Source organism: Janthinobacterium sp. BHSEK (assembly GCF_056174685.1).
This window is the reverse complement of the sequence record NZ_JBWBYV010000005.1, coordinates 53,619-75,776: the sequence shown is the minus strand read 5'-3', so window position 1 is coordinate 75,776 and position 22,158 is coordinate 53,619. Positions and strand designations below refer to the sequence as shown.

Sequence of the window (22,158 nt, the reverse complement as noted above, 5' to 3'; positions counted from 1 at the left end):
AGTCATTTTCTGCCACATGCGGGGGCACAACGCGCTTGGTAAATGGCGCCGGGCTTTAGTCTCGACGATCCGATCGCCTTTACGACATCGCAGGCGCCACCCGCAAGCGATGACGTCGCCTCTGACTAGCCTTTCAGCAACTTCTGCGCCTGCCGTAAGCCATCGACGATCACCGCGTAGGCCTGGCGCCGGCTTTCTTCGTCCCGTGCGCGCAGCACATATGACGGGTGATACACGGTCACCACCCAGCGCCCTTCATGTTCGATGGGCGTGCCGATCAGCGGCGTCATGCTGGCCGCGCCATCCTGCAGCACGGCTTTCAATGCCGTGCTGCCCAGTGCCACGATCACCTGCGGTTGCACGCTTCGTAGTTCTTCCTCCAGCCAGCCGCGGCAGGCGAGGATCTCGCCTTGGGCCGGGGTTTTGTGCAGGCGGCGCTTGCCGCGCGGTTCCCACTTGAAATGCTTGACGGCATTGGTCAGATAGATGCTGTCGCGCGCCATGCCCGCTTCCTGCATGGCCTGATCCAGCAGCGCACCGGCCGGGCCGACGAACGGCAGTCCGGCCAGGTCTTCCTGGTCGCCCGGTTGTTCCCCGACGAGCATGATGCGGGCGGTGTGCGGGCCTGTGCCGGGCACGGCTTGCGTGGCGTGCTGCCACAATGGGCAGCGGCGGCACTGCTCCAGCGTCGTGGCGATCTCGCGCACCGGCTGGGCCCGTTCTGCGCTGATCGGGATCATGGCGGCACCCTGGCGCTGTCCCACGCTGGCGGTCTGGCCCGTGCGGCGCTCGCCGTTGGCGGCGCCGCTCAGCATGGCGGGCACGATGGCGCCTTCGGGCAGGTTTTTCCAGAAGCGCGAGGGGATATGGCTGTGCAGCAAGTCAGCATTCACGCGGGCCGGATTGAAGATGCTGCGGTAATACGTCAGCCACAGGGCTTCGCCCGCGTCGTCGATGTCGGCCGCGCCGCGCAGCAGGGCCGGTCCCGCGTGTAAGGTGGCGCCATCCCACAGCATGCTGGCGCCGGGCGTGGCGATCATCCAGCTGATGGAGCCCATGCGGCGCGCGAAGTGGCGCGCCACTTGCGGCAGCACCGCGTGCGTGGGTTCGAACCAGGCCACGAAGCGGGGGGCGCCGTCACTTTCCGGCCGCTCGCGGAAGCGCACGTAGGCATGCATGTCGTGCTCCTCGCGGTGCACGGCCTTGACCATGACGTGCAGGCGCGCGCCGTCCGCGTCGGCCGGGGACACCACGTCGTGCTGGCCCTGCTGCCAGCGCCACAGCACCTGATACAGGAAGGCCCAGCGGTCATGCACGTTGAAACAGGCGGCGCTCTCCAGCAGTTCCACCAGCTGGCGGGGCAGGCGCAGCGGTGGCGCGCCGGTATCCGTGGCCTCTGGCGTGGAAGAAAACAGGTCGCCCTCGCCGGGCTGCGATTGCCAGGCCACGTCGGCAGGCGGCACGCCGCGCGCGATCAGTTCGCGTGCCGCTGCGCGCCACTCGTCGAACGATTGCGCCAGCCGCACGAACGTACTCATGCTGCCTGCAGCTCCGGCCATAAGTTCAATTGCTGCGGTGCGTCCGCCATGGCGCGGCGCAGGTGTTCCGAGGCGGTCGTGTCGCGCGCGGGAAAGTAGTCGGCCGTGATGATGAACGGAGAAATCTTTTTCATGCTGCAGCGCAGGCGCGACAGGTCGGCATAGCGCACCTGGCGCAAACGGCGCAGGTCGACGATGCGCTGCGCGTTGCGCAGGCCGATGCCGGGCACGCGCGCGATCATGTGCTGCGCCGCGCGGTTCAAGTCCAGCGGAAAATGTTCGCGGTGCGCCAGCGCCCACGCCAGTTTCGGATCGATGTCGAGCGCCAGGTTGCCGCCGCTGGCGGGCAGCAGTTCGTTGGCCTGGAAACCATAGCTGCGCAGCAAGAAATCGGCCTGGTACAGCCGGTGTTCGCGCAGCATGGGCGGCGGCGCCAGCGGCACGCTTTTCGGACTGTCGGGGATCGGGCTGAAGGCCGAGTAGTACACGCGCTTGAGTTTATAGCTGCCGTACAGGGTTTCGGCCGTGGCGAGGATCTGCTGGTCGTCGCTGGCGTCGGCGCCGACGATCATTTGCGTGCTTTGCCCGGCCGGCGCGAAGCGGGGCGAGCGCGGTTCTTCCGCCTTTTCATCGAGCTTGCGGCGGATGGCGCCCATGGCCAGCTTGATCGTGTGCACGCTCTTTTCCGGTGCCAGCTTCTGCACGCTGTCCTGCGTCGGCAGTTCGATATTGACGCTGAGCCGGTCGGCATAGCGGCCCGCCTGCGCGATCAGGGCCGGGTCGGCGTCGGGGATGGTTTTCAGGTGGATGTAGCCGCGGAACTGGTGCACCTCGCGCAACTCGCGCGCCACCTGCACCAGTTGCTCCATCGTGTAGTCGGCCGAGCGGATGATGCCGGAACTGAGGAACAGGCCGTCGATGTAGTTGCGCAGGTAAAAGTCGCTGGTCAGTTTCACCACTTCGGCCACCGTAAAGCGCGCGCGCGGCACGTTCGAGGTACGGCGGTTGACGCAGTACTGGCAATCGTACAGGCAGTAATTCGTCAACAGTATCTTCAGCAGCGAGACGCAGCGCCCGTCCGGCGTGTAGCTGTGGCAAATGCCCATGCCCGAGGTGGCGCCAAAGCCGTCCTTGCCGATGGAATCGCGCTTCGGCGCGCCGCTGCTGGCGCAGGACGCATCGTACTTGGCCGCATCGGCCAGGATTTCCAGCTTGTCCGTCAATTCCATGGCTCACCTCGATATACTGTGTTTATATACAGTATATCAGGGAATCGGCCTGCTGCCGGCTTGATCTGTGCAATGGCAGAACGCTATATATCGGTGTATATTACGGGCCTGGTTCTCTTCTCATCAAGGATATGATCATGCGCCTCACCTCCCTCGCCCACCTGCTTGGCACCGCTCTTCTCGCCACCGCCGCTACCTCCGCCCTTGCCGGCGAAGTGGTGGTGTCGGCCGCGGCCAGCCTGACGAATGCGTTCAAGGATGCGGCGCAGAGCTATGAGGCGCAGTATCCAGGCAGCAAGGTGTCCTTGAACTTTGCCGCCTCGGGCGTGCTGCTGCAACAGATCGTCAAGGGCGCGCCCGTCGACGTGTTTGCCTCGGCCGACCAGGAAACCATGGATGCGGCGCAAAAGCAGGGCCTCGTCTTGCCGGCCGACCGCATGGATTTCGTCGGCAACAGCCTGGTGCTGATCGTGCCGCACGACAGCAAGCTGGGCATCAAGGCTTTGGCCGACCTGACGCACAAGGGCGTGACCCGCGTGGCCATCGCCAACCCGGCCAGCGTGCCCGTCGGCCGCTATTCGGAAGGCGCGCTGAAGAAGGCGAATCTGTGGGACGCCGTGCAGCCGAAAGCCATCGGCACGCAGAACGTGCGCCAGTCGCTCGATTACGTGGCGCGCGGCGAAGTCGATGCGGGCTTTGTCTACGCCACCGACGCGGCCATCATGAAGGATAAAGTGAACGTGGTGCTGGAGGTGCCGCTCGACGCGCCCGTGCTGTACCCGATCGCCACCATCAAGGGCAGCGGCAATGCCGCCGAAGCGAAGCGCTTCGTCAGCTACCTGCAAACGGCGCCGGCGCAAGCCATCCTGGCCAAATACGGTTTTAAAAAGCCCTGATTTTTAGGTAAGCGCCCGCATGGATATCGCCTGGACCGCGCTGGCCCTGTCGCTGAAAGTTGCGGCCTGGGCCACGGCGCTCAATTTGTTGCTCGGCATCGGTACGGGCTATCTGCTGGCGCGTACGCGTTTTCCCGGGCGCGAGCTGCTCGACGCCCTGTTGACCCTGCCGATGGTGATGCCGCCCACCGTGCTTGGCTATTACCTGCTGGTGCTGCTGGGGCGGCGCGGCACCCTGGGCATCTGGTTGCAGGACAACTTCGGCATCAACCTGATCTTTACATGGCAGGGCGCCGTGATCGCCTCCACCGTCGTCGCCTTTCCCCTCGTCTTCAAGCCCGCGCGCGCCGCCTTCGAAGCCGTCGACGGCCAGCTCGAGCAGGCGGCTCGCGTGCTGGGCATCTCGGAGCTGGCGATTTTCTTCCGCGTCACCTTGCCGCTGGCGTGGCGCGGCATCCTCGCCGGCGTGCTGCTGGGATTCGTGCGCGCGCTCGGCGAATTCGGCGCCACCCTGATGGTGGCCGGCAGCATCCCCGGCAAGACGCAGACCTTATCCGTCGCCGTGTACGAGGCCGTGCAGGCGGGCCAGGACGACGTGGCCAACACCCTCGTGCTGATCACCTCCGCCGTCTGCATCGTGGTGCTGCTGTCGGCTGGCCGCCTGGCGCCCGGGCGCATCGCTCATAAATGACCGCTATGCAACTCGACCTCGACATTCGCGCCACCTTGCGCTCTGGCAAACGCCGCTTCGACCTGCAGGTGCAATGCACCTCCGGCAGCCAGCGCATCGCCATGTATGGCCCCTCCGGCGCCGGCAAGAGCATGACCTTGAAAGCCATTGCCGGACTGTTTACACCGGACGCGGGCCATATCCGCCTGAACGGGCGCACCTTGTTCGATTCGGCCGCCGGCATCAACTTGCCGCCGCAGCAGCGCAATGTCGCCTACCTGTTCCAGGATTACGCGCTGTTTCCGCACCTGACGGTGCGCCAGAACGTGGGCTTCGGCCTGGCGCGCGGCTGGTTCAATCCCCGCGCGCGCGAGAAATTGCAGAAGGTCGAGCATTGGCTCGACGCGTTTCACTTGCAGGAACTGGCGCACCAGTTCCCCGACGAGTTGTCCGGAGGCCAGCGCCAACGGGTGGCGCTGGCGAGGGCGCTCGTGGCCGAACCGAATGCCCTGCTGCTCGACGAGCCGTTCGCCGCCCTCGATCCGGCCCTGCGTGTCAAAATGCGCCTGGAACTGAGCCAGTGGCAGCAGCGCCTGGACGTGCCCATGATCCTGATCACCCATGATCCGGAAGATGCGCGCATCCTGGGCGAGCATGTGCTGTACTTGCGCGACGGACAGATTGATAACAGGGAAGAACACATGGCATTGGGTGAACGCATTGGATAAATCAGCGGCAGCGGAAATCGGCCTGCAAGGCTCGGTATGGATGACGGTGGGCGGCGAGCACCTGGGCGGCGCCGGCAGGGTGGAATTGCTGGGCGCCATCGCCGAGTGCGGTTCCATCACGCAGGCGGCCAAGCTTGTGAAGATGAGCTACAAGGCGGCCTGGGACGCCATCGACGCGATGAACAATCTGGCGGGCGAGCCGCTGGTCGAGCGCCTGGCGGGCGGCAAGGGCGGCGGCGGCACGCGGCTCACGCAACGGGGACGCCAGCTGGTCGACAATTTCCGCATCATCGAGCGCGAGCATGCCCGCTACCTGCGCCAGCTGGGCAGCCAGGCCGAAGGCATCGCCGACGATCTTTTACTCATACGGAGAATGGCCATGAAAACCACGGCACGCAATCAATTCCTCGGCAAGGTGGCCGAACTGAAACAGGGTGCCGTCAACGACGAAGTCACCTTGGAATTGCCCGGTGGCCAGCACATCGTTGCCATCGTCACGCAGGGCAGCAGCGCAAGCCTGGGCCTGGTGCCGGGCGCGGAAGCGTTTGCGCTGATCAAGGCGTCGTCGATCATCCTCGTGGCCGACAGCGCAGGCGCGCGCTTCTCCGCGCGCAATCAATTGACCGGGGTGGTGACGCGCGTGCAGACGGGTGCCGTCAACACGGAAGTGGTGCTGGACTTGCCGCGCGGCGGCACCATCGCCGCCATCATCACCAATCAGAGCAGCACCGAGCTGGGCATCGAGATCGGCAGCAATGTGACGGCGATTTTCAAGGCGTCCAGCGTGATTCTGGGCGTGCCGGCGTAAATGGGGTAGGTCGGATTAGCGCGCAAGCGCGTAATCCGACAAGGTTCCGGGGTCAGACCCGGCGGGTCAGACCCCGGTTTTACGTTGCAGGCTTAATCCTTCAGCCTGGATAACCAATCCGCCGCCGCCGTCAGCGCCAATTCCAGTTCCTGCGCCGTCTGCGCCAGCAGTGCCGGCACTTCGTCGAGGCGGCCCGCGTCGATGGCTTCCTCGGTGGCGAAGGCGGCGCGGATCAGGCGTTTCGTGCCCAGGGTGCCGACGGAGCCGCGCACGCTGTGCAGGATGCGCGCCACGTCGCTGTGGCGGCCTGCCTGCAAGGCTGTTTCGGCGTCGCGCATGGGCGTCATGCCCTTGTTCAGCGCGTCTTCCACCATGCGCCGCAGCACGCCGCGCCCCTTCGCGTCGCGCCCCATCACGCGCATCAGCGGCGCCATGGAAAACACTTCCTCATCGGCGACGGGCGCCGGCCCGGCCGTCTGCACTGGCGGGCGCTTGGGCAGGTGGCGCAGGATGACTTCCATCATCTCTTCCACCACCACGGGCTTGGCGATGAAATCGCTGATGCCGGCCGTCATGCAGCGCTCGCGCTCGGACGCCAGCACGCCGGCCGTCATGGCGATCACGGGCAGGCTCAAGCGCAGTTCCGTGCGGATGATGTGGGTGGCGCTGAAACCGTCCATGACGGGCATCTGCATGTCCATCAGCACGATGTCGTAGCGCAGCGCTTCCGTGCGCAGCCGTTCCACGGCTTGCAAGCCGTCGCCCACCACGTCCAGGGTGGCGCCCATGTGTTCGAGGATGCCGCGCGCCACGGCCTGGTTCAGGTGGTTGTCCTCCACCAGCAGGAAATGCACGCCGGCCAGTTCCGTGCCCAGCGGCTGGTGCAGGATGCGCTGCTCGCCGCCGTCGTGCTTGGCAATCAGCGCCTGGTGCAGGGCATCGAACAGGCTCGAGCCCGTGATCGGCTTCATCAGCACGACATCGGCCTCGGCCGCGCTGGAGATTTCTTCCAGGTGGTTGCGGGCGAAGGCGTTGACCATCACCACGATGGGCTGGCGCTGGCCGGCCGCCGCCTGGCGGATGGCCTTGGCCGTGGCCAGGCCGTCCATCACGGGCATGTGCCAGTCGGCCAGCACCACGTCGTACGGTTGCTGCTGCGCCAGGCGTTCGCGGTACAGTTCGATGGCGGCAAAGCCGGAGTCCACTTCGTCGGCCAGCCAGCCCCATGCCTCGATCAGCTTGACGATCAGTTCGCGCGTGGTGCGGTTGTCGTCGGCCACCAGCAGGCGCAGCTGGCCCAGGGTGGGCGTGCGCCGCGTTTCGGCCGGCTGCGCCAGCATCTCGAACGGCACGCTGAACCAGAAGCGGCTGCCCTTGCCTTCGTTGCTGGCGACGGCGATGTCGCCGCCCATCATGTGGATCAGCTGCTTGCTGATGGCCAGGCCCAGGCCCGTGCCGCCGAAGCGCCGCGTGATGCTCTGGTCGCCCTGCGAAAAGGCGGCAAACAGCTGCTGTTGCTGCAGCTGCGTCATGCCGATGCCCGTGTCGCGCACTTCGAAGCGCAGCCAGGCGCGGCCGTTTTCTTTCTCGGCCAGGCTGACGGCCACCACCACTTCGCCGCTCTCGGTAAACTTGATGGCGTTGCCGGCCAGGTTGACGAGGATTTGCTGCAGCCGCTGGGCGTCGCCCACGAGGCGGCGCGGCACGTCGGGCTCGACGGCAATGGCCAGTTCCAGCTCCTTTTCACCCGCATTCATGGTCATGGTCGTGGCCAGCGTGTTCATGACTTCGTCGAGGTCGAATTCGACGGGCGACAATTCCATGCGGCGCGCCTCGATCTTCGAATAGTCGAGCACGTCGTTGAGGATGCCCAGCAGCGACTGGCCCGCCACGCGCACCATGGTCAGGTACTTGCGCTGTTCCGTATCGAGCTTGGTATTGCCCAGCAAATACACCATGCCCAGCACGGCATTGAGGGGCGTGCGGATTTCATGGCTCATGTTGGCCACGAAATCGCTCTTCGCACGGTTGGCCGCCTCGGCCCGGTCGCGCTCCTGTTCCAGCTCCGCCGCGCGCGATTCGAGTTCCTGCTGCAGGCGGTCGCGCTCGCTCATCAGGCCGTTGAAGGCTTCCGTCAGTTCGCCGATCTCGTCGCGCTGCTGCACGGGAACGGGAGTGAAACGGCTGCCGCTGGTGCGCAGCGCCTGCAGGGTGTCGCGCAGGCGCACCAGGGGCGAGAGCAGGCGCACGGTGACCCAGCCCAGCACGGCTGCGGCCAGCAGCGAGGCGAGGATGCTCCACAGCACCAGCCGGTACAGCACGCCGTCGAACGGTTCGAAGGCGTCGTCGAGGGGCAGCGAGGCGGCCAGCAGCCAGTTCACCGATTTCAGGCGCTTGAAGCTGTTGACGGCCGTGATGCCGCGGCTGTTGGTGCTGACCATGCTGCCTTCGCCATCGTCCTTCAGCAGCTGGGTGGTCGTCAGGTTGGCGTTCGGCAGGCGCGGCTGCAGCAAACGGCTGGTATCGGGGTGCAGCACGTAGCGCGGCACGGCGCCGCGCGTGAGGATGAAGTAATAGCCGCTCTTGCCGATCTTTTCCGAGCGCAAGCGCCCCAGCAGGTTGTCCTTGTACAGGCGCAGCACGCCGATCACCACGCCGGCCACCTGGCCGTCGGCGGCCAGCACGGGCGCCACCATCTGCACGATGGGCATGCCGCTCGATTTGCCCAGCATCGGCTCGGTGATCATGGGCTGGCGCGTGCGCAGCACGGTCTGGAAATACTCGCGCTCGGCGACGTTGATGCCGGCGCGCCCCGCCACTTCTGGCATGTCGGCCACGACGGCGCCGTGCGCGTCGAGCACCAGCACGTCGTCGAACAGCACCAGCATCGAGCGGCGCGAATAGTATTCGCGCAATTGGGCGGGCTGGGCGATCAGTTCCGGCGGCTGCTGCCGGGCCGTCAGGGTGACGATCTGCAGCAGCATCCCCAGCTTGTCGTCGAGCTCGGCGGCGGTGCGGCTGATCAGGGACGACTGCTGGCTCAGCAGTACCCGGGTGAAATCGTCGCGCATGTGCTGCACCTGGATCATGGTGACCAGCGCGATCATGGCGATCGAGGTCAGGCTGGTGGCCAGCGCGACTTTTGCTTTGATGCCGAGAGGCTTCATGATTTCCTTTTCAGTACCGGGCGGCACAGGCGGCAAATAATGCTGTCAGGAATTTTCCTATCAATACCCCAGCTTGGCAAGCGCCGCCACGCAAATTGCCCTCTCCGCATGGGCTTTTGACGATGTTGCCATATAATTAAAGGCGGGACGTCGTTTATTCGGTGAAATTGCGGTGAAATTGGCACACGGCAACCCTGTATGCAGTAAACTTGTTGTTGCATTTTCTAAAAGGTACCGACATGACTGAAGCGCTACTCACTCCAACCTTGCCCACAGTGACCGTGGAAGCGTTGCGTGCGCGATGCTCGACCTGCAGCATGCATCAATTGTGCCTGCCGATGGGCCTCGATGTGGGCGACATGGACAGGCTGGACCAGATCATCGGCCGCCGCCGCAAGATCGTGCGCGGCGCCTCGCTGTTCCGCATCGGCGACTCGTTCCAGAACCTGTACGCGATCCGCCTGGGCCACTTCAAGACCTACCAGATCAATCCGGGCGGCGAAGAGCAGGTGACGGGTTTCCAGATGGCTGGCGAACTGCTGGGCATGGACGCCATCAGCGCCGACCGCCACCACTGTAATGCGGTGGCCCTGGAAGACAGCGAAGTGTGTGAAATCCCGTTTTCCAGCCTGGAACAATTGCTGGGCAACATGCCGACCCTGCTGCGCCATTTCCACCGCATGATGAGCCAGGAAATCACGCGCGAGCAAAGCGTGATGCTGTTGCTGGGCAATATGCAGGCGACGCAGCGCTTTGCCGCCTTCATCGTCAACCTGGCGTCGCGCTATGAAGCGCGCGGCTATTCGAGCAGTAAATTCCAGTTGCGCATGTCGCGCGAGGAAATCGGCAACTACCTGGGCCTGACCATCGAAAGCGTCAGCCGTTTATTGTCGAAATTCAAGAAGGAAGGCTGGCTGCGCGTCTCCAACCGAGAGATCGAGATCCTGCAGCCGGCGAAATTGAAGGCCATTACGGCCGGCACGGACGTCTGCAAATAACAGCACCGTCAAAACCTACTGCGCGTCGCGCTTTGCGGCCTGCGATGCTCGCTGTGCTCTAGCACAGCTGCGCTTCTCAGCCACAAATCACTGCCGCTCGCTACGGTTTTTTCCCGGCGCTGTACGTTATAGCTCTTCATCCGCGTGCAGCGCGATGCTGCGTTGCAGCGGCCAGGTCCAGATACCGGACAGGCGCCACTCGCGCTTGTCGTTTTCCACCAGCACCTGCCAGCGGCTGCGTTCGAGCATCGGCAGCGCCACGGAAAAATTGCCGGCAGCATCGGGCTGCACCAGCAGCTTGATATCCTTTTCCGGCAGGGTCGCATGCGCCAGGTGCAGCAGCAAAGGCCTCTGGTACGCCTTGCCGAAGCTGTGCACGGAACCGCTCAGGCGCGCTGCGGCGACGTCATACGCCAGGGTCGTATCCATGGCCAGGTCGCTGGCGATCGTGTCGCGCTTCAAATCCTGGTTGATGGCCTTGCCCTGCTTGTAATAGTCGCCCACCACCAGCGCATCGGGTTGTGTAAACGCGATATAACCCATGAAGCTGCCGACGACCACGGACAGGCCGGGACCGATCATCAGCAGCCATGGCCAGCGGTGCTTGTACCACGGGGCAACGGGGGCTTGCAGTTTCAGACTGTCGGACATGCTATTTCTCCTGTGTAAATGGCCGGCCCCCATGCGGGGACCGGCCTTCCTGCATTAGCGCGGCACGATGAAGACCGCGCTTTCGCGCACGTGCAGCGACGGGTCGTCCAGCGAGTGCAATTCGATTGCAATCTTGTTCGAACCCTTCTCGCCGACGCCGTGCGGCACGCGCAGGCGGATCGGCCAGCCCAGCGTTTCCGTCGGCTGCAACGTCACTTCCTCGCGTGTCAGCAAGGTCAGGCCCGGCAAGCCGGATGCGCTGATTTTGAAATGCTGGCTTTGCTCGGAGGTGTTCATGATCTGCAGGCGGTAGACGTTTTCGATCATGCCGTCTTCCACTTCGCGTCCCATCGAACCGCGGTCGCGGATCACGTCCATTTTCAGGGGCGTGCGCAGGGCCAGCGAAGTACACACGGCGATGATGATCAGGGCCAGGATGGACGTGTAGATCAGCACGCGCGGGCGCATGGCGCGCTGGCGGATCTGCTTCGAATTGAAGTTGTTTTCCATCGCATGGTCGGTGCTGTAGCGTATCAGGCCACGCGGCCGTTCGACCTTGTCCATCACGGTATTGCAGGCATCGACGCAGGCGGCGCAGCCGATGCATTCATACTGCAGGCCGTTGCGGATATCGATGCCGGTCGGACACACCTGCACGCACAGGGTGCAGTCGATGCAGTCGCCCAGCTTGTCGTTGTTGCCAGCCTTCTTGCTCATGGCGCCGCGTGGTTCTCCGCGCTTGGCATCGTAGGTGATGATCAGCGTGTCCTGGTCGAACATGGCGCTCTGGAAGCGCGCGTAGGGGCACATGTATTTGCACACCTGCTCGCGCAGCCAGCCTGCGTTGCCGTAGGTTGCCAGGCTGTAGAACAAGACCCAGAACCATTCCCAGGGACCGAAATTGAGGGTGGTCACCTCGCGCGCCAGTTCCTTGATCGGCGTGAAGTAGCCGACAAAGGTAAAGCCCGTCCACAGGGCGATGGCGCCCCAGACCAGGTGCTTGGCCGTCTTCTTGAATGCCTTGCGCACGGAGGGACCCTGCCTGTCGAGGGCCATGCGCGCGCTGCGCGTGCCCTCGATGCGGCGTTCGACCCACAGGAAGATTTCCGTGTATACCGTTTGCGGGCAAGAAAAGCCGCACCATACCCGCCCGGCAATGGCCGTGACGAGGAACAACAAATACGCACAGATGATCAGCAGGGCCGCCAGATAGATGAAATCCTGGGGCCACAGCACGACGCCGAAAATGTAGAACTTGCGCGTGGTCAAATCGAACAGCAGGGCTTGCCTGCCATTCCAGGTCAACCACGGCAAGCCGTAGAACGCGAGCTGGGTAAGCCATACGCATACCCATCGCCAGGTAGCGTAGCGTCCTTTGGCCTCGCGAGGGTAGATTTGCTCGCGGGCCGCATACATCTTGATGACTTGAGGTTCCATTACATCATTTCACGGGCGTCTGGGGATTCGACAGGCTCCAGACATACGCCGACAGCACGTGTACCTTGGATTCGCCGAGGAAATCGCTGAAGGCCGGCATGGTGTTGCTGCGTCCCTTGCGCACGGTTTCCATGATGGTATCGGCGCTGCCGCCGTACAACCACACCTTGTCCGTCAGGTTAGGCGCACCGAGCATCTGGTTGCCCTTCGCATCGGCGCCGTGACAGGCCATGCAGGCGCCAAACTTGGCCTTGCCCAACACGGACTTGACGGGGTCCGAGGTGGAACCGGACAGGCTCAGCACGTAATGGGCCACGTTCTCGACATCCTTTTCGGAGCCCAGCGCGGCGCCCATCGGCGGCATTTGCCCATTGCGGCCGTGCAGGATGGTGGTCTTGATGATGTCGGGTTCGCCGCCATACAGCCAGTCCTTGTCCGTCAGGTTGGGGAAGCCCTTGTTGCCGCGCGCATCCGAACCGTGGCATTGCGCGCAGTAGGTCAGGAACAAACGCTGGCCGATGGCTTGCGCCTGCGGATCGGCCGCCACCGTCTTCAAGTCCTGGCTCAGGTACTTGTTGAACAGGGGACCGTAGTCGGCTTCCGCCTTCTTCAGCTCTTCCTCGTACTGGCCCGTCGATTTCCAGCCCAGGCTGCCGGCATAGTTGCCCAGGCCCGGATACAGGAACAGGTAGGCCAGCGCGAAGACGATGGTGATGTAGAACAGCCACATCCACCAGCGCGGCATCGGCGTATTGAGTTCCTTCAAGTCCTCGTCCCACACGTGGCCCGTGGTGCCGTCGGCGGGGGCGCCGGCGGCCACTTTCACTTTCGACTGCGAGTACAGCAGCACGCCGCAGCCGATGATGCCCAGCAGGGACAGCACGATGACATAGATATTCCAGAAGCCATTGGTAAAGTCAGCCATGGTTGCGCTCCTTCGCCAGGTTCATTTCGGCCTCGGCCGGATAGTCGAGCGCGTCGTCGGCGAACGGCAGGCGCGCCGCCGCGTCGAAGTCGCTATTGCTGCGGCTGAACGTCCACCACAGGATGCCCACGAACGTCGTAAAGGAAACCACCGTCATGACGCTGCTGGCGCTGTCAAACAGGTTTTCGATTGCCATGCTAATTCCTTGTTTTGATTAATGTACCGAGGCCTTGCAGATAGGCGACCAGGGCGTCTTCTTCCGTCTTGTCCTGCAGCTGCGCGGGGCCGGCGGCGATTTCCGCGTCGCTGTACGGCTGGCCCAGGCGTTGCAGGGCGCGCATCTTCGGCATGATGTCGTCAGGCACCAGCTTGGTCTTCGCCAGCCAGGGGTAGGCCGGCATGTTCGACTCGGGCACCACGTCGCGCGGGTTGTTCAAGTGCGTGCGGTGCCATTCGTCGCTGTAGCGGGCGCCCACGCGGGCCAGGTCGGGACCCGTGCGCTTGGAACCCCACTGGAACGGACGATCGTAGACGAACTCGCCGGCGACCGAATAGTGGCCGTAGCGTTCCGTTTCCGCGCGCAGCGGACGCACCATCTGCGAATGGCAGTTGTAGCAGCCTTCGCGCACGTAGATGTCGCGGCCCGCCAGGCGCAGCGGCGAATACGGCTTCAGGCCGGCGACGGGCTCCGTCGTGCTCTTCTGGAAGAACAAGGGAACGATCTCGACGGCGCCGCCGATGCTGATCACCACCGTGACCAGGGCGATCAGCAGCCAGGGGTTTCTCTCAATCCATGCATGTGAAAATTTCATTTGCTTTTGCTCCTATCAGGCGTGCGCCGCGTTCAGTTCCGGAATGCGGGCGACGGGGAGTTTGCTGCCGCGCAAGGTCATCCAGGTGTTGTAGCCCATGATGCACATACCCGACAGGTACAGCAGGCCACCGGCCACGCGCACCACGTAGTACGGATACGTCGCTTTCACGCTCTCGACAAAGGTGTAGGTCAGGGTGCCGTCCGGATTGACCGCGCGCCACATCAGGCCCTGCATCACGCCGGCGATCCACATTGCGGCGATGTACAGCACGATGCCGATGGTGGCTACCCAGAAGTGCACGTCGACCAGGCGCGTGCTGTGCATCTGCGTGCGGCCCGCCAGGCGCGGCAGCAGGTAGTAGATCGAACCCATGGTGATGAAGCCCACCCAGCCCAGGGCGCCCGCATGCACGTGGGCAACGGTCCAGTCGGTGTAGTGCGACAGCGAGTTGATGGTCTTGATCGACATCATCGGACCTTCGAAGGTGGCGATGCCGTAGAACGACAGCGAGACGATCATGAATTTCAGGATCGGGTCGGTGCGCAGCTTGTGCCAGGCGCCCGACAGGGTCATGATGCCGTTGATCATGCCGCCCCAGCTTGGTGCCAGCAGGACCAGCGAGAAGACCATGCCGATCGATTGCGTCCAGTCAGGCAAGGCCGTGTAGTGCAGGTGATGCGGGCCCGCCCACATGTAGGTGAAGATCAGCGCCCAGAAGTGGACGATCGACAAACGGTACGAGTACACGGGGCGCTCGGCCTGTTTCGGGATGAAGTAGTAGACCATGCCCAGGTAGCCGGCGGTCAGGATGAAGCCCACCGCGTTATGGCCGTACCACCACTGGATCATGGCGTCCTGCACGCCCGCATAGGCGGAATACGACTTGGTGAACGAGGCCGGCATGACGGCGCCATTGACCACGTGCAAGATCGTCACGGCCAGGATGTAGGCGCCGAAGAACCAGTTGGCCACGTAGATGTGCTTGACCTTGCGCTTGATCAGGGTGCCGAAGAAGACGATGGCGTAGGCGATCCAGACGACGGCGATGAGGATGGCGATAGGCCATTCCAGCTCGGCGTATTCCTTGCCGCGGGTCAGGCCCATGGGCAGGCTGACGACCGCGCACAGGATCACGGCTTGCCAGCCCCAGAAGGTGAAGGCGGCCAGCTTGTCGGAAAACAGGCGCACCTGGCAGGTGCGTTGCACCACGTAGTACGAGGTGGCGAACAGGCCGCAGATGCCGAAGGCGAAAATCACCGCATTCGTGTGCAGCGGACGCAGACGCCCGTATGTCAGCCATGGTATGTCGAGGTTCAGGGCAGGCCAGGCCAGCTGAGCGGCGATGATAACGCCAACCAGCATGCCGATGATGCCCCATACCACAGTAGCGACCGCGAATTGCTTCACGATCTTGTAGTTATAGTTCAGCGATTGATCCACAAAGACTCTCCCTGGAATTACTATTTATGATGGTGGCCAGAGAGTAAGTGTTTGACCGCGAAAAAACTTTGATGTGGATCAAAATTCCCCGGATGAAATAAGCGTAGCGAACTGGCATCGAAATAAAGTGATATTCCGGTCAAAAAAGCCGTACAAGATCCCTGCAAAAAGGGCATAGGGAGCAGACGCGCCGGCCATGGCGTGCGGGACGCCGGCCGGGCTGGTGGGGTCAGGGATGCGGTTCGCCGGGCGCCGGCTTGACCGTCGTATCGTCGTCCTGCAGCACGCGCAGGCCCGGTCCGACGAGGTCGTCGAACTGGCCGCTGTCCGAAGCCGTGAAATACACCCACAGGGCGATAAAGACGACCACGACGCTCAAGGGGATGAGGAGATACAGTGCTTCCATGTTCAGGCTTTCCGCAGGCGCAGGGCGTTGGCGATGACGACCGCCGAGCTGGCAGCCATGCCGACGCCGGACAGCCAGGGGTTCAAAAAGCCCAGCGCGGCGGCCGGGATGGCCGTCAGATTGTACAGCGTGGCCCAGCCCAGGTTTTCGCGGATGATGCGCATGCTGCGCGCCGCCGTCCTGGCCGTGTCGAGCACGGAAAGCAATTGGCTCGACAGCAGCACCGTGTCCGCATGCGCCTGCGCCAGCGCGGCGCCGGAACCCATGGCGAAGGACACGTCGGCGCCGCTCAGCACGGCGGCGTCGTTGATGCCGTCGCCCACCATCGCCACGACGGCGCCCGTCGCCTGCAATTGCTGCACGAAATCGAGCTTTTCATCGGGCAGGCATTCGCCGCACGCCGTGTTGATGCCCAGTTCCGTCGCCACGCTTTGCGTCAGCGCTTCCTGGTCGCCGCTCAGCAGCACGACCTGCTTGCCGCGCCGCTGGAAATACGCGACCACGTCGCGCGCCTCGGGGCGCAGCGCATCGCTGAGCAGGAAACGCGTCAGCCACCGGCCCTGCGTGCCCAGGTACAGCGGCGTCATGCCCTGCATGCCGACGGCCGTGTCGCCCAGCGGCGGCCCCGCGATGGCGGCGACAAAGGCCGCATTGCCCAGGCGGTAGCGCACGCCGTCGACGACGCCCTCCAGGCCCTGGCCCTGCACTTCCTGTAATTGTTCCGCATGCATGCGCGGCGTTTCTCCCGCTGCTGCCAGGATCGCCTGCGCCAGCGGATGGGCACTGCCCGCTTCCAGCACGGCGGCCACCTGCAGGCAGTCGTCTTCCGCCATGCCGCCCAGGCCCTCGATCTGCCGCAGCACGGGCCGGCCCAGGGTCAAGGTCCCCGTCTTGTCGAAGACGATGTGGGTGGCGCGGTGCAGGGTTTCCAGCACGTGCGGCTGGACGATCAGCACGCCGCGCCGCAGCAGGCTGTCGGTGGCGGCCGCCAGCGCCGTCGGCGTGGCGAGAGACAGCGCGCAGGGGCAGGACACGACCAGCACGGCGATGGCCACGGGCCACGCCTGCGACGGGTCGTGCCAGCTCCAGAAGGCGAACACGGCGACGGCAAACAGCAGCAGGCCCAGCACGAACCAGGCGGCGACCTTGTCGGCCCACTGCGCGATCTGCGGCTTGCCGCTGCCGGCCCGTTCGATCAGTTTCAACAGGTCCGACAGGGTGCTGTCGCGCGCCGGTTTCAGCACGCGCAGGATCAATGCCGCGCTGGCGTTGATGGCCCCGCCCGGCACCCGCTCGCCCGTCTTGCGGCGCTGCGCCGCGCTCTCGCCCGTCAGCAGCGATAAATCGAGCGCGCTCGTGCCTTCGATGATGACGCTGTCGGCGGCGATCGCCTCGCCCGGTTTCACCAGGATGATGTCGCCGACGGCCAGGCTGCCGGCCGGCACCAGGGTGGTGGCGCGGTTGTCGGGGAAGTCCGCCATCAGCGAGGCGGACGGGGGCAAGGCATGCTGCAGCCGTTCCAGCGCGGAAGCCGCCTTGCGGCGCGCCTGCAGCTCGAAATAGCGGCTGCACAGCAGCAGGAAGATGAACATCGTGGCCGAGTCGTAATACACCTCGCCGCGGCCCGTAAACGTCGCCACCACGCTGCCGAAGAAGGCCGCCAGGATGCCCAGCGCCACGGGCACGTCCATGCCCAGGGTGCGCGCGCGCAGGCTGGCCCAGGCGCCCTGGAAGAACGGCATGGCCGAATAGCAGATGGCGGGCAAGGTCAGGAGCAGGCTGGCCCAGCGCATCAGGCTGGCCATATTCTCGTCCAGCGTGCCGTCCTCGGCCGCCAGGTAGGACGGCGCCACGTACATCATCACCTGCATCATCGACAGGCCGGCCACGAACAGCTGGCGGCCCAGGGTCTTGCTGGCCTTTTGCAGGCGCTCGCCATGGCGCACGGCGTCATACGGATAGGCCGTGTAGCCGACTTGCCGCACGGCCTGCAGGATGTCGCCCGGCTCGCACTGCGCGCGGCTCCAGCGCACGTACAGGCGCTCGGTGGCGACGTTCAGGCTAGCCGCCTGCACGCCGGGCAGACGCGTCAGCTGGCGTTCGATCAGCCAGACGCAGGCGGCGCAGCGGATGCCTTCGACAGAGAGCGTTGCTTCGCAGCTGCTGGCGTCGCGCGCGAATTGCGCGTCGTCATTGCTGTACAAACGCAGTTCGGGCGGCACCATGGTGGCGTCAGCCGCGTTGACGGCGTATTCGTCGCGGTCGCGGTAGTAGGCGCTCTGGCCGATGTCGACGATGGTTTGCGCCACCGCTTCGCAGCCGGGGCAGCACATGGCGCGCGGCACGTCGTCGATGGTGACGAGCCAGCTGGAGCCGGCCGGGACGGGCAAGCCGCAATGGAAGCAGGCGGAGGGTTGTAAAACTGCATTCATAGGTTTGTTTTCATGCGTCTTTTCATGGATGGCCCGTGACGCACAGGGCGTCGAGCCAGCCCAGCGACACGCCATTCGCGGCGCGCAGCAGGCCCAGCAGACCAAAGCCCAGCACCAGCACGCCGCTGGCGATGCGCACGGGACGGCGCTGCATCTGTGCGCGCAGGCGCGTGCCCAGCAAGCCCATGCCCAGCAGGGTGGGCAGGGTGCCCAGGCCGAAGGCGGCCATGGCGGCCGCGCCGCTCAGGGCCGAGCCTTGCATCATGGCCGTCAGCAGCGCGCTGTAGACCATGCCGCATGGCACCCAGCCCCACAGGCCGCCCACGGCCAGCGCCTTTAGAGGGGTATCCATCGGCATCAGCGGTTTCAGCAGGGGGCGCACGCGGCGCCAGACGACATTTCCCGCCGCTTCCAGGCGGGCCAGGCCGCGCCAGGCATCCATCAGGTACAGGCCCAAAGCCACCAGCATCAGGTTGGCCAGCCAGTAGCCGGCCACTTGCAGGGACGCCATGTGCAGCATGCCCGCGCCCGCCAGGCTGCCGGCCAGGGCGCCGGCCAGCATGTAGCTGCCTATGCGCCCGCCGTTGTAGGCCAGCACGCGCAGCACATTGGCTTGCACGGTTGTCTGCAATGCCGGGCGCGCCACGGCGATGGCGATCACCGGGCGGGCCGGCGCCGCCGCTGCGCCGCCGCCACTGATCGACAGGGCGCCCACGATGCCGCCGCACATGCCGATGCAGTGCACGCTGCCGGCCAGGCCGACCAGGAACATGGGCACGAGGCTGAGGGCGTTCATCGGGCGGCGTTACACCGTTTTCGAGTAGCGCAGCGGCTGCACCGCATCCGGCGTGGCGTTGGCGCGCGCCAGGGTCAGGTAGCGGTCGAAGACCATGCAGATATTGCGGATCAGCAAGCGCCCTTTCGGCGTCACCGTCAGCCAGTCTTCCTCGATGACGAGCAAGCCGTCGCGCGCCAGTTCGCGCAGCTTTTCCAGCTCGGCGGCGAAGTAGCTGCGGAATTTCACGGGATGCGCCTGCTCGATGGTGGCGATCGACAATTCGAAATTGCACATCAGCATCTGGATGATGATGCGGCGCAATAAATCGTCCGTATCGAGCTTGATGCCGCGCGCGATCGGCAGCACGCCTTCGTCGAGCTTTTCATAGTAGGCGTCCAGCGTCTTTTCATTCTGGCTGTAGACGGCGCCGACGGAACTGATGGCCGACACGCCGCAGGCGATCAGGTCCGCTTCCGCGCGCGTCGAGTATCCCTGGAAATTGCGGTGCAAGCGGCCCTGGCGCTGCGCCACGGCAAGGTCGTCCGTCGGCTTGGCGAAATGGTCCATGCCGATGTAGACGTAGCCGGCGGCCGTCAGGCGCGCGATGCACAGGCCCAGCATGGCCAGCTTGGTGGCGCTGTCGGGCATGTCGGCGTCGAGGATGCGGCGCTGCGGCTTGAACAGGTGCGGCATGTGCGCGTAGTGGTACAGGGCGATGCGGTCGGGGCTGGCGTTGATCACCTTGCGCAGGGTTTCCGTCATCGTCTCCAGGCTTTGCTTGGGCAGGCCGTAGATCAGGTCGATGCTGATCGAGCGGAAACCGGCGTCGCGCGCCGCCTGCATGATGGCCACCGTTTCCGCTTCCGGCTGGATGCGGTTGACGGCTTTCTGCACGTCGGCGTCGAAATCCTGCACGCCGAGGCTGATGCGGTTGAAACCTTGCGCGCGCAGTGAAAATACGCGTTCGCGCGACACGGTGCGCGGGTCGATCTCGATCGAATATTCGCCGTCTTCATCGGAGGCGAACTCGAAATGCTGGCGCAGGTGCGCCATCAGTTCGTCCATCTGCTTTTCGCTCAGGTAGGTGGGCGTGCCGCCGCCGAAGTGCAATTGCTCGATCTGGTTCATGCCGGCAAACAGCTTGCCCTGCATGGCGATTTCCTGCTTCAGGTAGCTGAGGTAGGTGGCGGCCTTGCTGCGGTCTTTCGTGATGATCTTGTTGCAGGCGCAGTAGTAGCACAGGGTGTCGCAGAACGGCACGTGCACGTACAGCGACAGCGGACGGCGGCCGCCGCGCATGCGCAGCGCGGCCAGCGCTTCGAGGAAATTGCCGTAGCCGAAGTCGGCATTGAAACGGTCGGCCGTCGGGTACGACGTGTAGCGGGGGCCGGACTGGCTCATCTTGCCGATGATGACCGGGTCGAATTCGACGACGGCGTCCAGGTCGGCGGAAGCACTGCTGAGGAGTGTAGGCATGATGTGTTTGTATGTCTTGAAAGGTTTAGGCGGCCAGGCGTTTCATGGCGGGTTTGCCGGCGTTCGCGGCACCCGATTTGCCGCCGGGCATGGCGACGCGGCGCGGGGGCGGCATCTTGCCGAAATTGAACAGGCTCACGGCTTGCGACAGGCTGGCTGCTTCTTCCGCCAGGCGCGTGGCGGCCGCGGCGGCTTCTTCCACCAGGGCCGCGTTCTGCTGCGTCACCTGGTCCATGTGGGCGATGGCCTGGTTGACCTGGTCGACGCCGATGCTCTGTTCGCGCGAGGCGATGGAAATTTCCTGCATGATGGCCGTCACCTGCTTGACGGAGCTGACCACCTGCTCCATGGTGGCGCCGGCGCGGTTCACCTGCAGCATGCCGGCGCCCACCTTGCCGACGGAAATTTCGATCAGCTGCTTGATGTCCTTGGCCGCCACGGACGAGCGCTGCGCCAGGTTGCGCACTTCGCCCGCCACCACGGCAAAGCCCCTGCCCTGCTCGCCGGCGCGCGCCGCTTCCACGGCCGCGTTCAGGGCCAGGATGTTGGTCTGGAAGGCGATGCCTTCGATCAGGCCGATGATGTCGACGATCTTCTTCGACGAGGTATTGATGTCGTCCATGGTGGTGATGACTTCGGAAACGATCTCGCCGCCCTGCACGGCCACTTTCGAGGCGGCCACGGCCAGCTCATTCGCCTGCACCGAGTTGTCCGCGTTCTGTTTCACGGTCGACGAGAATTCCTCGATGCTTGAGGCCGTCTCTTCCAGGCTGGCCGCCTGCGATTCCGTGCGGCCCGACAGGTCCATATTGCCGACGGCGATCTGCTTGGTGGCCACGGCCATGGTTTCCACGTTGATGCGCACGTCGCGGATGGTGGCGATCAGGTTGCTGTTCATCTGTTGCAGCGCGCGCAGCAGCTGGCCCATTTCATCCGTGCTGTCCGTTTCAAAACTGCCCGACAGGTCGCCGGCGGCAATCGCCCGCGCGCCGTTCAGGGCCTTGCCCAGCGGCTTGAGCACGGACATGCGCAAGGTGTACCAGAGGAAAACGTTGATCAGGAAGCCGAACAGGGTGGCGCCGAAGATGGCGTAATTGGTGATCTTGCCGCCGCTGGCGAACAGGCTGATGACGCACACCAGCAACTGCAGGCAGTTGACGATGGAGGTGGCGGCCCAGATGCGCAGGTTGAGCGACATGTGCGTCAGGTTGTGCAGCAGGTGCGCCAGGCCCGGGCGCACGATCTGCCCGTGCTTGATGACGATGTTGCCGCCTTCCTTGTTGCGGATGGCCGCGTAGGCTTCCTCGGCCGCCTTGACCTGGTCCTTGTCGGCCTTCACGCGTACCGACATGTAGCCGATGGTCTTGCCCGCTTCGCGGATGGGCGTGACGTTGGCGCGCACCCAGTAGAAATCGCCGTTCTTGCAGCGGTTCTTGACCAGGCCCGTCCACGGCGTGCCGGCCTGGATCGAGGCCCACAGGTCGGCAAACGCTTCGGCCGGCATGTCCGGGTGGCGCACGATGTTTTGCGGTGAACCGAGCAGCTCTGCCTCGCTGAAGCCGCTGACCTGGCTGAAGTACGGATTCACGTACACGATATTGCCGTTCATATCCGTTTTCGACACGATGGCCTGGTCGTCCTGGACGAGGACTTCACGGTTAGTCACTGGCAAATTTTGTCGCATGGTCGCGGCTTCCTGATCGGTTAAATGAGCAATTGGTGAGTAAGACTTGCACGATTGCAAGAATGGAGATCAGTGTAAGG

19 protein-coding genes are annotated in these 22,158 nt (G+C 64.4%); 5 read left to right on the top strand and 14 right to left on the bottom strand.

Annotated features, from left to right (window positions below):
• Positions 1-125 precede the first annotated feature (125 nt).
• Positions 126-1,538, bottom strand: coding sequence for a UdgX family uracil-DNA binding protein (locus tag AC0V2Y_RS02935; RefSeq protein WP_475417250.1), 1,413 nt, complete (start codon positions 1,536-1,538; stop codon positions 126-128).
• Positions 1,535-2,767, bottom strand: coding sequence for a putative DNA modification/repair radical SAM protein (locus tag AC0V2Y_RS02930; RefSeq protein ID WP_475417249.1), 1,233 nt, complete (start codon positions 2,765-2,767; stop codon positions 1,535-1,537). Before AC0V2Y_RS02930 ends, AC0V2Y_RS02935 begins: the two co-directional genes overlap by 4 nt.
• A 137-nt stretch (positions 2,768-2,904) precedes the next feature.
• On the opposite strand from AC0V2Y_RS02930, the gene modA reads away from it, so the two are divergent.
• From modA to AC0V2Y_RS02910, 4 genes are read left to right on the top strand one after another with little or no spacing between them, the layout of a single operon-like run.
• Positions 2,905-3,663 carry a molybdate ABC transporter substrate-binding protein gene (gene modA / locus AC0V2Y_RS02925; protein ID WP_475417248.1) on the top strand — a complete coding sequence of 253 codons (759 nt, stop codon included), beginning with the start codon at positions 2,905-2,907 and terminating at the stop codon, positions 3,661-3,663.
• Positions 3,664-3,682: 19 nt separating this feature from the next.
• Positions 3,683-4,354: a molybdate ABC transporter permease subunit gene (modB, locus tag AC0V2Y_RS02920; RefSeq protein ID WP_046681783.1), complete on the top strand. Its 672-nt coding sequence runs from the start codon at positions 3,683-3,685 to the stop codon at positions 4,352-4,354.
• Positions 4,351-5,061 carry a sulfate/molybdate ABC transporter ATP-binding protein gene (locus tag AC0V2Y_RS02915; protein WP_326457877.1) on the top strand — a complete coding sequence of 237 codons (711 nt, stop codon included), beginning with the start codon at positions 4,351-4,353 and terminating at the stop codon, positions 5,059-5,061. The genes modB and AC0V2Y_RS02915 overlap by 4 nt, the downstream gene beginning before the upstream one ends.
• A gap of 40 nt (positions 5,062-5,101) precedes the next feature.
• Positions 5,102-5,869 carry a TOBE domain-containing protein gene (locus AC0V2Y_RS02910; RefSeq protein WP_475417251.1) on the top strand — a complete coding sequence of 256 codons (768 nt, stop codon included), beginning with the start codon at positions 5,102-5,104 and terminating at the stop codon, positions 5,867-5,869.
• Positions 5,870-5,961: 92 nt separating this feature from the next.
• On the opposite strand, the gene AC0V2Y_RS02905 is transcribed toward AC0V2Y_RS02910, so the two are convergent.
• Positions 5,962-9,036, bottom strand: coding sequence for a response regulator (locus tag AC0V2Y_RS02905; protein WP_475417247.1), 3,075 nt, complete (start codon positions 9,034-9,036; stop codon positions 5,962-5,964).
• A 239-nt stretch (positions 9,037-9,275) separates the two neighbouring features.
• Between AC0V2Y_RS02905 and fnr the strand changes: the two genes are divergently transcribed.
• Complete coding sequence (gene fnr / locus AC0V2Y_RS02900) at positions 9,276-10,034, top strand: fumarate/nitrate reduction transcriptional regulator Fnr (protein ID WP_475417246.1); 759 nt, start codon at positions 9,276-9,278, stop codon at positions 10,032-10,034.
• A 126-nt stretch (positions 10,035-10,160) separates the two neighbouring features.
• On the opposite strand, the gene AC0V2Y_RS02895 is transcribed toward fnr, so the two are convergent.
• The 11 genes from AC0V2Y_RS02895 to AC0V2Y_RS02845 form a co-directional block, all read right to left on the bottom strand.
• Positions 10,161-10,685 carry a FixH family protein gene (locus AC0V2Y_RS02895; protein ID WP_475417245.1) on the bottom strand — a complete coding sequence of 175 codons (525 nt, stop codon included), beginning with the start codon at positions 10,683-10,685 and terminating at the stop codon, positions 10,161-10,163.
• Positions 10,686-10,739: 54 nt separating this feature from the next.
• Entirely contained in the window at positions 10,740-12,122 is a 1,383-nt protein-coding gene (gene ccoG, locus AC0V2Y_RS02890) for a cytochrome c oxidase accessory protein CcoG (protein WP_475417244.1), read from the bottom strand.
• A 4-nt stretch (positions 12,123-12,126) separates the two neighbouring features.
• On the bottom strand, positions 12,127-13,047 hold the full coding sequence (gene ccoP, locus AC0V2Y_RS02885) for a cytochrome-c oxidase, cbb3-type subunit III (protein WP_475417243.1): 921 nt from the start codon (positions 13,045-13,047) through the stop codon (positions 12,127-12,129).
• The gene (locus tag AC0V2Y_RS02880; RefSeq protein WP_314624960.1) at positions 13,040-13,243 is read right to left on the bottom strand and encodes a cbb3-type cytochrome c oxidase subunit 3; all 204 of its coding nucleotides are present in this window, start codon (positions 13,241-13,243) and stop codon (positions 13,040-13,042) included. The genes ccoP and AC0V2Y_RS02880 overlap by 8 nt, the downstream gene beginning before the upstream one ends.
• Position 13,244: 1 nt before the next feature.
• Positions 13,245-13,859: a cytochrome-c oxidase, cbb3-type subunit II gene (ccoO, locus tag AC0V2Y_RS02875; RefSeq protein ID WP_215410209.1), complete on the bottom strand. Its 615-nt coding sequence runs from the start codon at positions 13,857-13,859 to the stop codon at positions 13,245-13,247.
• A 15-nt stretch (positions 13,860-13,874) separates the two neighbouring features.
• Positions 13,875-15,302 (bottom strand): cytochrome-c oxidase, cbb3-type subunit I, encoded by a 1,428-nt coding sequence (gene ccoN, locus AC0V2Y_RS02870; protein ID WP_046681775.1) that lies wholly within the window; start codon positions 15,300-15,302, stop codon positions 13,875-13,877.
• A 229-nt stretch (positions 15,303-15,531) separates the two neighbouring features.
• On the bottom strand, positions 15,532-15,708 hold the full coding sequence (gene ccoS, locus AC0V2Y_RS02865) for a cbb3-type cytochrome oxidase assembly protein CcoS (RefSeq protein ID WP_046681774.1): 177 nt from the start codon (positions 15,706-15,708) through the stop codon (positions 15,532-15,534).
• A 2-nt stretch (positions 15,709-15,710) separates the two neighbouring features.
• Positions 15,711-18,140 (bottom strand): heavy metal translocating P-type ATPase, encoded by a 2,430-nt coding sequence (locus tag AC0V2Y_RS02860; RefSeq protein ID WP_475417242.1) that lies wholly within the window; start codon positions 18,138-18,140, stop codon positions 15,711-15,713.
• 22 nt (positions 18,141-18,162) lie between these two features.
• Positions 18,163-18,936, bottom strand: a complete 774-nt coding sequence (locus AC0V2Y_RS02855; RefSeq protein WP_475417241.1) for a sulfite exporter TauE/SafE family protein — start codon at positions 18,934-18,936, stop codon at positions 18,163-18,165.
• 9 nt (positions 18,937-18,945) lie between these two features.
• Positions 18,946-20,394: an oxygen-independent coproporphyrinogen III oxidase gene (gene hemN / locus AC0V2Y_RS02850; RefSeq protein ID WP_475417240.1), complete on the bottom strand. Its 1,449-nt coding sequence runs from the start codon at positions 20,392-20,394 to the stop codon at positions 18,946-18,948.
• Positions 20,395-20,419: 25 nt separating this feature from the next.
• Positions 20,420-22,078 carry a methyl-accepting chemotaxis protein gene (locus tag AC0V2Y_RS02845; RefSeq protein ID WP_475417239.1) on the bottom strand — a complete coding sequence of 553 codons (1,659 nt, stop codon included), beginning with the start codon at positions 22,076-22,078 and terminating at the stop codon, positions 20,420-20,422.
• Positions 22,079-22,158 lie beyond the last annotated feature (80 nt).